At 33.1% G+C, this 12360-nt stretch carries 10 protein-coding genes, 1 tRNA gene and 1 other RNA gene; 7 read left to right on the forward strand and 5 right to left on the reverse strand.

Going from position 1 to position 12360, the window contains the following annotated elements; translation table 11 throughout:
- Positions 1 to 275: 275 nt before the first annotated feature.
- Positions 276 to 367: transfer RNA gene (locus tag ACTB1H_RS07190), tRNA-Ser, on the forward strand.
- A 12-nt stretch (positions 368 to 379) separates the two neighbouring features.
- Positions 380 to 646, forward strand: an RNA gene (ffs, locus tag ACTB1H_RS07195) — signal recognition particle sRNA large type.
- A 50-nt stretch (positions 647 to 696) separates the two neighbouring features.
- Here ffs and clpB read toward each other — a convergent pair.
- From clpB to ACTB1H_RS07220, 5 genes are all read right to left on the reverse strand, one after another.
- Positions 697 to 3276, reverse strand: a complete 2580-nt coding sequence (gene clpB, locus ACTB1H_RS07200; RefSeq protein WP_463262163.1) for an ATP-dependent chaperone ClpB — start codon at positions 3274 to 3276, stop codon at positions 697 to 699.
- Positions 3277 to 3289: 13 nt separating this feature from the next.
- Positions 3290 to 4234, reverse strand: coding sequence for a DnaJ C-terminal domain-containing protein (locus tag ACTB1H_RS07205; RefSeq protein ID WP_463262164.1), 945 nt, complete (start codon positions 4232 to 4234; stop codon positions 3290 to 3292).
- Positions 4235 to 4380: 146 nt separating this feature from the next.
- A complete protein-coding gene (locus ACTB1H_RS07210) occupies positions 4381 to 4650 on the reverse strand; it encodes a metal-sensing transcriptional repressor (protein ID WP_463262165.1) in 270 nt (89 codons plus the stop codon).
- A gap of 10 nt (positions 4651 to 4660) precedes the next feature.
- The gene (locus tag ACTB1H_RS07215; RefSeq protein WP_463262166.1) at positions 4661 to 4867 is read right to left on the reverse strand and encodes a heavy-metal-associated domain-containing protein; all 207 of its coding nucleotides are present in this window, start codon (positions 4865 to 4867) and stop codon (positions 4661 to 4663) included.
- Between the two features lie 16 nt (positions 4868 to 4883).
- Positions 4884 to 7067 (reverse strand): heavy metal translocating P-type ATPase, encoded by a 2184-nt coding sequence (locus tag ACTB1H_RS07220; RefSeq protein WP_463262167.1) that lies wholly within the window; start codon positions 7065 to 7067, stop codon positions 4884 to 4886.
- A gap of 179 nt (positions 7068 to 7246) precedes the next feature.
- Here ACTB1H_RS07220 and ACTB1H_RS07225 point away from each other — a divergent pair, with 179 nt between their 5' ends.
- The 5 genes from ACTB1H_RS07225 to ACTB1H_RS07245 all read left to right on the forward strand — a co-directional run.
- Positions 7247 to 7471, forward strand: coding sequence for a FeoA family protein (locus ACTB1H_RS07225; protein WP_463262168.1), 225 nt, complete (start codon positions 7247 to 7249; stop codon positions 7469 to 7471).
- Between the two features lie 16 nt (positions 7472 to 7487).
- Entirely contained in the window at positions 7488 to 9455 is a 1968-nt protein-coding gene (gene feoB, locus ACTB1H_RS07230; RefSeq protein ID WP_463262169.1) for a ferrous iron transport protein B, read from the forward strand.
- A 12-nt stretch (positions 9456 to 9467) separates the two neighbouring features.
- Positions 9468 to 9728 carry a hypothetical protein gene (locus tag ACTB1H_RS07235; RefSeq protein WP_463262170.1) on the forward strand — a complete coding sequence of 87 codons (261 nt, stop codon included), beginning with the start codon at positions 9468 to 9470 and terminating at the stop codon, positions 9726 to 9728.
- 603 nt (positions 9729 to 10331) lie between these two features.
- On the forward strand, positions 10332 to 11786 hold the full coding sequence (locus ACTB1H_RS07240; protein ID WP_463262171.1) for a nicotinate phosphoribosyltransferase: 1455 nt from the start codon (positions 10332 to 10334) through the stop codon (positions 11784 to 11786).
- A gap of 166 nt (positions 11787 to 11952) precedes the next feature.
- Positions 11953 to 12360, forward strand: a 408-nt coding sequence (locus tag ACTB1H_RS07245) for a transposase family protein (protein WP_463262172.1), incomplete at its 3' end; no start/stop codon positions are given.

The raw sequence follows: 12360 nt of genomic DNA on the forward strand, positions 1-12360 counted from the left end.
AATTTTATCATTTTCAAGAACCTTATATCAATATTTCCCTACGGCGGCTCTTCTTGAGAAGATATTCCCCTCTGGCTTCACAAAACAAATTATGTCTATCAAAAATTTGTAAGGTTAAATTAGACCCCTAAGTTTGTAAGACTAAATTAGACTGTTTTTTAAAAAGGGGTCTAATTTACTTTTACAATTAACTCAATTAATTGACACTATCCCAAAAAATCATTGTCCTTGACATTAGTTAAATTTTAGCCTATAATATTCTTTGTATCGTCCAAGGAGAGATGGCTGAGCTGGTCGAAGGCGCACGACTGGAAATCGTGTAGGCGCTATAAACGTCTCGAGGGTTCGAATCCCTCTCTCTCCGCCATCATAAATTTTGCCGTGCTAGATGGGGAGGTAGCGGTGCCCTGTAACCTGCAATCCGCTGTAGCAGGGTTGAAGTCCTACTCGAGGCTTTCCTGTTGTGAGGTCTGCCCTAGATAAGTGGTGTTGACAGTCAGGTCCTGCGCAACGGAAACTCATGAACCTCGTCAGGTCCGGAAGGAAGCAGCGATAAGTGAGAACTTCCGTGTGCCGCGGGATAGCCTTACTCGAGCTAACTGTCTAGGTACCGCTCGGAACGGGATAGTCGAAGGTAGGTGCACGGCTACATAAAAAGAAGCTAATTACTTTTAAAAGTAATTAGCTTCTTTTGTTTTATTCAATTATTAAATCGATCTCATCGTTCTTAACTGTTACGGTTATCTTGCTGCCATCTTTTACTTTTCCTTCGATGATCAGCCTGCTTAGTCTTGTTTCAATTTCTTTTTGTAAAAATCTCTTTACTGGCCTTGCGCCGTATTGTACTGAATATGATCTGTTTAGTATCAATTGTTTTGCTTCATCTGTCAATTTTATAGTTATGTTCCTATCTTCTAGAAGTTTTTCTATTTGTTTCATTTGTAAATCAATTATCTTGAATAATTCATCCCTTTGCAATGGTTTAAACATTACAATTTCGTCAATCCTATTCAAGAATTCAGGTCTAAATGTCCTTCTTAACTCAGCGTTTATCTTTTCTTTAGTCTGTTCTGATATATGTCCCTCTTCTAGCAATCCTTCTAATAGATAATTTGAGCCAATATTAGAAGTCATTATTATGACAGTGTTCTTAAAATCTACTGTCCTTCCTTGGTTGTCTGTCAATCTACCGTCATCTAGTACTTGAAGCAATATATTAAATACATCTGGATGAGCTTTTTCTATTTCGTCGAATAGCACTACTGAATATGGTTTTCGTCTTACTGCTTCTGTAAGTTGTCCACCTTCTTCATATCCTACATATCCTGGTGGTGAACCAATAAGTCTAGATACTGAGAATTTTTCCATATATTCGCTCATATCTATACGAATCATGTTCTTTTCATCGTCAAATAGAGCTTCTGTCAATGCTTTCGAGAGTTCAGTCTTACCTACTCCAGTTGGTCCGATGAAGATAAAGCTTCCTATTGGCCTATTTGGATCTTTTAATCCCGCTCTTGCTCTCAAAACTGCATCAACAACAGCATCTACTGCTTCGTATTGTCCTATAACCCTTTGATGCAATATATTTCCAAGATTTAGGAGTTTTTCTCTTTCTGTTTCAAGTAATTTATTTACAGGTATGCCAGTCCATTTTGCCACTACTTCAGCAATTTCTTCTTCAGTTACTTCTTCTTTGAGCATTCTTTCTCTAGTGTTGTCTTTTTGTTGAGCTTCTGCTAATTGCTTTTCTAATTCCACTAGCCTGCCGTATTTAAGTTGTGAAAGTCTTTCAAGGTCGTAGTTTCTTTCTGCTTCTTCAATTTCATGTTTTACTTTATCTATTTCCTCTTTGATATTCTTTACTTTTTCAATTTCTTTCTTTTCTTCTTCCCATTGAGCTTTCAATAAATTGAATTTATCTTTTAACTCTGATAGTTCTATTTCTAACTTTTGCAACCTTTGTTTTGAAGCTTCATCAGTTTCCTTTTTTAGAGCTTCTCTTTCAATTTCTAATTGAAGTATTCTTCTGCTTACTTCATCTATTTCTTGAGGCATGCTGTCTATTTCAGTTCTTAACATTGCACAAGCTTCATCCATTAAATCTATTGCTTTATCTGGTAAAAATCTATCTGTTATATATCTATCTGATAATGTTGCTGCAGCTATGACAGCTCCATCAGAAATTCTAATTCCATGGTGGATTTCATATTTTTCTTTGAGTCCTCTTAATATAGATATAGTGTCTTCTACTGTTGGTTCAGATACTAAAACCTTTTGGAATCTTCTTTCTAATGCTGCATCTTTTTCGATGTATTTTCTGTATTCATCTAGTGTAGTAGCTCCGATTGCATGAAGTTCTCCTCTTGCTAACATTGGTTTTAAAAGGTTAGACGCATCCATTGCTCCTTCTGTTCTACCAGCACCAACAATGTTGTGAATTTCATCAATAAACAGTATTATTCTTCCATTTGATTTCTGGATTTCTGACAATACCGCTTTTAACCTTTCTTCAAATTCACCTCTATATTTTGCTCCTGCTATCAATGCACCCATATCAAGAGCGAATATAGTCTTGTCTTTCAAGCCTTCAGGAACATCGCCATTTACAATTCTTTGTGCTAATCCCTCTACTATAGCTGTCTTACCTACTCCTGGATCTCCTATTAGCACTGGATTGTTTTTTGTTCTCCTTGAAAGTATTCTTATTACATTTCTTATTTCATTGTCTCTTCCTATTACAGGATCAAGTTTACCTTTTCTAGCCTCGTCCACAAGGTCTCTTCCAAATCTGGTAAGAGCCTCATAAGTGGCTTCAGGATTATCTGATGTTATAGTTTGATTTCCTCTTACTTTTCTCAATGCTTCTAAAAATCTCTGCCTATTGATATTGTATTTTTTAAGAATATCTTCTGACATAGATCCCTTTTGATTTAATAAAGCTAAATAAAGGTGTTCAACACTTACATATTGGTCGTTGAATTTCTTTGCCTCTTCTTCTGCATCTACCAATATTTTAGAATAGGTCCTACTTGGATATAGTGAGCCTCCTGTTTGTTTTGGAAGTTTTTCAACTTTTCTTTCTACATCAGCTTTGACTAATTCTGGATTTAGATCCATCAAAGACAATACTCTTGGTATTAGTCCATCTCTGTCCTCTAACAACGCCAAGTGAATATGGATATCTTCAAGTTGAGGATTACCTAATCTAATCGCTATGTTTTGTGATTGTTGTATAGCTTCTATGCTTTTTTGAGTGAATTTTTCTAGATCCATACTATCACCTCGCTTAATTATTTAATTTTTGAGTAGTTATCTCTTTTAATTTTCTGTATAGATCTTCTTGCTCTTTTGTCATGTTTTCAGGGTTTACTATTTCAATTTCAAGATATAAATCTCCTTTGTTGCCTTTTAGGTCAACAAATCCTTTTTTGTTAAGTCTCAATCTTTTCCCTGTATTAGTCCTTTGTGGTATTTCTACTCTAATCTTACCATCTAATGTGGTAACCACTATCTTATCTCCAAAGTATGCTTGCCATGGATATACTTTTACTTTTTTGTATACATCTAGCCCTTCTAATCTCGTATTTTCATCTTCTTTTATATTTATTTTAAATAGTATGTCACCATCTATTCCCCATTTCTTACCATTTACTTTTACTTTCTTGCCTTCAGTTATTCCTTTTGGTACTTTTACGGTAATATTTTTTATTTCTCCATTTATATTAAGCATCACATCTTTATTTGTACCATTGTATGCCTCTTCAAGAGTTATTGTAAGTTCTGTTTCATAGCTTGGTGATTGTTTCTTTTGCTTCTTTTGTGAACCACTTTGACCAAATATATCTCCTATATCAAATCCTCTAGTTCTAGAGCTACCCATGTCATTTCCAAATATCAAATTGAAGAAGTCGCTGAAATCTCCCATATTATCTGTAGTATAAGTATATGTTCTGCCACCTTGGAAATTTCCAAATCCAAATTGTGATGGGTCGAATTGCTCGCCTCCAGAAAATCCGTATTGCCCAAACTGGTCATATTTCTTTCTTTTCTCTTCATCTCCTAATACTTCATATGCTTCATTTATATCTTTAAACTTTTCTTGTGCTTTTGGATCATCTGGGTTCAAATCTGGGTGATATTTTTTTGCCAATCTCCTGAACGACTTTTTAATTTCATCTTGAGTTGCATTTTTATCTACTTCCAGTATCTTATAGTAGTCTTTATATTCCATGCACATCACCTACTTTCTATTTATAAACCGTTTGTCTTTGACTATCTTTGACCTTAATTTATTATATACAATTTTTGCTAGCTTTTCAATAGTTTTTTAAACCTTGTTTAAATTTTTTCAAAAAAAATAATGGAGCTTTCGCTCCATTATTTTATATACTTATCTATTATATTTATCACTTCGTCAATTTTTTCTTTGCCTTTGTCTTCGCCCTCTAGTATGGCTGATGCCACGCAAGTTCTGATATGCCCATTTAATACATCTATGTTTGCTTTTTTTAAAAGGGCAATAGTAGATAGTATCTGAGTGGATATATCAACGCAATATCTATCATACTCTATCATCTTAATTATTCCGTCAATCTGTCCTCTGGCTGTCTTTAGCTTTCTTAAAGCTACCTCTTTTTCTGCATTCATTTAGCATCACCTATTTTATATTTACTACATCGTATCCAGCTTCTTCGACTGCTCCTTTTAATTTTTCATCATCAAGGTTGTTTCCTTTAACTACTGCATTTTTTTCTTCTAGGCTTACCTTCACTTCTTCTACTCCGTCTACTTCTTTTAGTGCATTTGTTACTGCTTTTACACAATGCTCACATGACATTCCTTCAATTGATATTATTTTTTCCATTTTCATTCTCCTTTCATTATTTAAAATTTCTTAATCTTAAAGAATTGCTTACTACTGATACTGAGCTAAATGCCATTGCTGCTCCTGCTATCATTGGATTTAAGTATCCCAATGCAGCAAATGGAATGCCTATTGTGTTATAGAAAAATGCCCAAAACAGATTTTGCTTGATAGTCCTCATAGTTTTGTGGCTAAGTCTAATAGCTGTAACTACTCCATTTAAATCTCCTTTTATTAAAGTGATATCTGATGCTTCGATTGCAATGTCTGTGCCTGTGCCTATAGCAAAACCTACATCTGCACTTGCTAAAGCTGGAGCGTCGTTTATTCCATCTCCTACCATGCCGACTATTTTCCCTTCTTTTTTTAAGCTACTTACTATCTTTTCTTTGTTTTCCGGCAATACTTCAGCAAATACATTTTCAATTGACACTTCTCTAGCTATAGCTTTTGCTGTCCTTTCATTGTCGCCAGTTATCATGTAGATTTCAAGTCCCATTTCTTTCATCTTTTTAATTGCTTCATAAGAGCTTTCTTTGATCTTGTCTGCAATTCCTATGATTCCATTTATTTTATTGTCTATTGAAACTATTATTACAGTTTGTCCTCTGTCCTCAAGTTTTTTAATATTATCTTCTATATTGTCATCTATTTCTATCAAATTTTCTTTTATCAAAGCCCTATTCCCAATAGCAACTTTCTTTCCGTCATAGATTGCTTTTATACCTTTTCCGGGAATCGCATTAAATTCTTTTGTTTCATTGAATTCAATCCCTTTTGATTTTGCATAATTTACTACTGCCTCTCCCAAAGGATGTTCTGATGTGTTTTCAACAGCAGCAGCAATTTCAATCAACTGGTTTTCATCAATATCTGTTAAACTCTCTACATATACCACCTCAGGTGAACCCTTTGTGATTGTCCCTGTCTTATCTAAAACTATTGTAGTCAATTTATGAGCAAGTTCAAGATGCTCTCCTGATTTTATCAGTATTCCATGCTCTGCACCTTTGCCTGTGCCTACCATTATTGCGGTTGGTGTTGCTAAACCAAGTGCACAAGGACATGCTATGACCAGAACACTTACTGCATTTATGAGTCCTGTATTAAAGCTATCTAATCTTGAAAAAACTATAAATGTTAATAATGCAATTCCCAAAACCACTGGTACAAATATGCCTGATATCTTATCTGCTAATCTCTGTACTGGCGCTTTAGAGCCTTGGGCGTCTTCAACCATGCTTATGATTTGAGAGAGCATAGTATCTTTTCCCACTTTGGTAGCTTTGTATTTGAAGCTCCCTGTTTTATTAATCGTAGCTCCTATTACAGTATCTCCCTCTTTCTTCTCCACAGGAATACTCTCTCCAGTTAGCATTGATTCATCAACTGCAGATGTTCCTTCAATTACAATTCCATCAACAGGCAAGCTCTCTCCCGGTCTTACAACGATAATATCTCCTACATTGATACCGTCTATTGAAATATCCATTTCTTTTCCATCTCGAAAAACTCTAGCTGTCTTTGGTCTTAACTCCATAAGCTTTTTAATCGCATCAGAAGTTTTGCCTTTTGCGATAGCTTCAAATAATTTACCCAAGAGTATCAATGTAATGATGACTGAAGAAGCCTCAAAATAGTACTCATGGACGCCTATTGCTAAATTGTATACACTATAAAAGTACGCTGCTGAAGTTCCAAGAGCAATCAGCACATCCATGTTAGCAGCTTTTCCTCTTAAAGAATGATATGCCCCCTTATAAAATCTTGAACCAATGATAAACTGAACTGGAGTTGCTAAAAGCATTTGAAAATATCCATTTGTCAGTATGTTCATTCTTCCTGCCATGTGAAAAAACATTGCAATCAATAGCGGTAATGAAAGTATTGCTGAAATTATAAAAGATCTCCTCAATGATTTTATTTCTTTCTCTCTTAATAATTTCGCTTTTTCTTTGTCTTCCTCTGACAAAATTTCAGCTTTATACCCAGCTTTCTCCACTGCTTGTACAAGAATTTGTTCATTCACTACTTTGGGATTATAAAAAACTAATGCTTTGTTTGATGATAAATTTACACTTGCTTTTTCTACTCCTTCTAATTTATTTAAAGCCTTCTCTACTCTGTTAGAGCAAGCAGCACAGGTCATACCCTCTATTAAAAGAGTCTTTTTTTGAATATTATTTATATTTTCTGCCACTTTATCACTCTCCTTATCTCCCCCACCGGGTATTGGTGTATTTAATATATCATTTCCCAGTAAAACAGTCAACTATATTTTCCGTCATTTAATTAACATTTCACTTGATTTTTTCAGTTATATATATTATCATATAAAAGTAAATGATAATCATTATCAAATCGATAGGGGGATTTAATTTGGTTCTAGCTGAAGTAAAACAAAATAACAAATGCAAAATTAAAAATATAACCAAAGGCCAAATGGCTTCTAAAAGATTATATGAGCTAGGTTTAAATACTGGAGCAGAGGTGAAAGTTGAGAAAAATGATTTTGGTCCTATAATTTTAAGAGTTTATGGAAATAAATTAGCTTTAGGCAGGGCTCTAGCTGAACAAATTGAAGTAGAAGAAATAAATAACTAAAGGAGACTATAATAATATGCACACAATAGCACTTGTTGGAAATCCAAACAGTGGTAAAACTACATTGTTTAACGCAATCACCGGTTCTAACCAACATGTAGGAAATTGGCCTGGTGTTACTGTTGAAAAAAAAGAGGGTTTCTTTACATATAACAAAGAAAAATATACATTGGTAGACTTACCCGGTACATATACTCTGGGGGCTTTTTCTGAAGATGAAATTGTTGCCAGAGATTTTGTATTAAAAGGTAATCCAGATGTTGTAATAAATGTAATAGATGCAACAAATATCAAAAGAAATTTATATTTAACAATCCAGCTTTTGGAGATGGGCGCAAATGTCGTGCTGGCTTTAAATATGATAGACGAAGCTAACACGAAAAAAATAAACATAGATAAAAAAAGACTATCAGAAAGATTAAATGTGCCTATAGTTGAGACTAGCGCTGCTAAAAAAATCGGCGTGGATGAATTGTTGAAAGTTACGGTCGAAAACATAGGAAGAAATGTTAGCCCTCTTGAAATATCTTATGGTAAAGATATCGACGAAGAGATAACAAAGATAATTAAATTGCTTGAAAATAAAGATTTTCTTTATCCTAAGAGATGGATGGCTATAAAAATACTAGAAAATGATAGAGATATTATTTCTCTTGTTTCAAGCGATAGTGAGATAAAAGAATATATTGATAATTTAATAAAAGAGAATAAGATTTATGAATTGGATATTGTCGATAAAAGATATGACTACATAAAAACAATAACTAAAGATTTAATTGAAGAACCAGAAAATGTACTAACTACCACAGATAAAATAGATAAAATCCTTACCAATTATATATTCGGCTTACCAATATTTGCATTGATAATGATCATAGTGTTTCAGCTGACATTTAAAATTGGTCAAGATTTTTTAGGTGGGTATGTTGAATCGTTCATTGAATTCATAGCAGGATTTATTGAAAGTTTACTCATCAGCATAAACGCTAATGAATTGTTGATATCCTTTATCTCAGAAGGGTTCTTTGGTGGTGTTGGTGCAGTTTTAGTATTTGTTCCATTGATAATAGTTCTATATTTCTTTTTAGCTATATTAGAAGATACAGGATATATGGCTAGAGCTGCTTATGTAATGGACTCATTGATGAGAAAAGTTGGTCTTCAGGGTAAATCTTTTATATCTATGATAGTTGGCTTTGGATGTAATGTTCCGGGAATTATGAGTACTAGAACTTTAGATAATAAAAAAGATAGAATGATTGCTATATTAATAAATCCATTTATGTCCTGTGGTGCAAGACTACCAGTTTATATGGTTTTTATAGCCGCATTTTTCCCTAGATATGGTGGTTTAGTCTTGTTTTCAATCTATGCTTTAGGGATAGCTATAGCATTTATAATGGCTAAATTATTTAGCAAGACATTATTTAAGGGAGAAGAAACCCACTTTATTATGGAACTTCCTCCTTATAGATTGCCTTCAATGAATAGTGTATTTAGAGATATGTGGGAAAAAGTATGGGGATTCTTAAAAAGAGCTGGAACTGTTATATTTTTAGTAGTTACAATTCTTTGGGTTCTTTCTATGCTGCCTGCTGGTGTTGAGCCTTATTCAAAAGAAAGTCTATTAGGCCGAATAGGATCTTTCTTTGCCCCAATGTTTACTCCAGCTGGATTTGGAAATTGGCAAGCATCTGTAAGTCTTTTTGCAGGAATAGCTGCAAAAGAAGCTATAGTTGGTACATTAGGTATGCTTTATTCTCCTATGGATCTTACTGAGGCTTTGAGAATGAACTTCTCAACTCTTTCTGCTGTTTCTTATATGGTTATGGTACTTTTATATACCCCTTGCGCTGCTACAATAGCCACAGTAAAGAGAGAGACAAATTCAAATGGATGGGCATTGTTTATGGCAGTGTATACATTTTTATTGGGATATATCATGGCAGTATTGGTTTATCAAATAGGTAGTCTATTTATTTAATTGGAGGAAGACATGTTAAAAGAATGTTTAAAATTAATTTCAGAAGGGTCTGTTAAATCAACTAAAGATATTGCTAATAAATTAAATATTAGCGAAATGGAAGCTAATCAATTTATAGAGCAGCTTAAACAAATGGATTATCTAAAAAAAGATGGAAGTGAATTTTCTTGTGGTGGCAAATGTTTTGGTTGCAATTTAGCCAATTGTCCAACTAATAGTTTTATGACTTTTAGTCTATCAGAGAAGGGAAAATTTTATTTAAAAAAATTATAAAATATTTTTATTTTTTGTGTTTAAAATATTTTTTCTGGGTATAATATAGACAAATCATTATACAATAAATCGTTACTAAATTAAAGTAATGATTTATATAATGGTTAATAGGACTTTGACAACTGTATCCAACAAAGTATTAAGTTTCTAGTTTAGTTAATTTAATTAAAATTAGTTGCTTTTTAAAAAAGTTACACTGATGATTGGTTAAGAGTATTTTAAGTTTAAATGATTTAAAATTGATGTTGATCTAAAGAAGTGTAAAAGGAAGTAAATTTTGTAGTTAACTTTGTAACCTAATTAAAACCTAGATTACGAGGATTAAGTAAGTAAGGAAAGAAAATTTAATAACTTATTAAGTTAAAAGATTAGAGTTTAATCCGCTTTAACTTAAATTAAGGAGTGCTTGTAAAAATTAAAGAAAATGTGATAGAACCAAAAACAGAACGTTGGAGCAGTTGTTCAAAGTCTTATTTAAATTGAGGGGCTTTTCTAAGATGAAAATTAGAATAGTCCTTCTTATTTTTTTTGTTTATTTTTTAAAGTTGTATTTTACTAGCCTGGATACTATAATATAGTTAATATATATAAAGGAGATGCATTATGGAAAAAGTAGATTGGCTGGTAAAAGAAAACCTTACCATGCTTGCGGATTTTTATGAATTTACCATGGCTAACGGATATCTAGAAAACAATATGGAAGACAAAATAGCTTATTTTGATATGTTTTTTAGAAGCATTCCAGATGATGGTGGCTTTGCTATAATGGCTGGTGTTGAACAGCTTTTAGATTATCTAAAAAACTTAAAGTTTAGCGATGAGGATATAAGCTATTTTAAAAGCACAGGAATTTTCGGAGAGAAATTTATCAATTACTTGAAAAATTTCAAATTCACTTGCGATGTATGGGCTATACCTGAAGGTACTCCCATATTCCCTAATGAACCAATAGTAACTGTTAGAGGCCCTGTTGTGCAAGCACAGCTAATTGAGACTATGGTTCTTTTAACTATAAACCATCAATCATTAATTGCAACAAAAGCAAATAGAATTGTACGAGCTGCTAATGGAAAACCTGTAATAGAATTTGGCTCTAGGAGAGCTCAAGGATATGGTGGTGCTATATTAGGAGCAAGAGCTGCCTATATAGGTGGATGTATAGGTACGGCAAATACAATCGTAGATAGGGATTTTAATATACCTGCATTAGGAACTATGGCTCATAGTTGGGTTCAATTGTTTCCCACAGAATTGGAAGCTTTTAAGGCTTATGCGAGAGTTTACCCAGATAATTGTACACTATTGGTAGATACCTATGATACTCTTTCACAAGGAGTTCCAAATGCAATAAGAACCTTCAATGAAGAAGTTTTGCCAAGAGGATTTAGACCAAAGGGGATAAGAATTGACAGTGGAGATATTGCATATCTATCCAAAGAAGCTAGGAGAATGTTGGATGAAGCTGGTTTTAACGATGTTAAAATAATGGCGTCTTCTAGTCTAGATGAATTTGTAATTAAGGATTTGCTTAATCAAGGTGCGAAAATTGATATGTTCGGTGTAGGAGAAAGACTCATAACAGCTCAATCCGAGCCTATATTTGGCGGCGTGTATAAATTGGTTGCTGTTGAAGAAAACGGAGAAATAGTTCCTAAAATTAAAATAAGCAACAATGTAAATAAGATAACTACTCCTGGCTTTAAACAAGTTTACAGATTTTATGACAAGAAAAACAACAAAGCTATGGCAGATGTAATAACTCTACATGATGAAAAAATCCCTGAAGATAAGCCTTATGAAATTTTCCATCCTCTATTTACTTGGAAGAGAAAGACATTAAATGACTTTTATGTAAGGCCACTTTTAGTGCAAATTTATGATAAGGGCAAATGCGTATACGATAGCCCAAATATACATGATATTAGAAAATATTGCTTTGACCAATTAGATACTCTGTGGGATGAAGTTAAGAGATTTGAAAGACCTCATGAGTACTTTGTAGATCTTTCTGAAGCACTTTGGAAAGTGAAATATGAGCTTCTCAAAAAACATAAATAACTTGCCAATTTGGCAAGTTATTTTGGTTCTATAATAAATGTTGGGGTGTAAATAAAATGCATCCCAATTTATCCTTTTTTGCAAAAAATAAAAGCACTTGTGAAATAAATCTGCTAAAATGTAGGTACCCAAATTAACTACACATAGAAAGGAGATTTATTCACAAGTGCAATACTATTTTATCAATAATTTACTAAATTTAAAAGATGTAATTATAAATAAAATTTCTAACGAGGATAATTCTATTAAAATCTATATCTCTACTAAACCTAAAGAGCATATTTGCCCTGCTTGCTCTTCTAAAACTTCTAGAGTCCATGACTACAGAGAACAAATTATTAAGGATTTACCTATTCATAATAAAAATGTTTATCTCGTTCTTAAAAAACGTAGATATGTTTGCCCACATTGTAATAAAAGGTTTTATGAAACTTATGACTTCCTTCCTCGATATTATCGTATGACTAATAGATTAGCATTCTTTATCTGCCAACAACTTACTAAATTAATTAATATGACTTCTGTTGCTAAAATTGCTAATGTTTCTGTATCTACTGTAATGCGTATCTTTGAA

The organism is Soehngenia sp. (assembly GCF_055108775.1).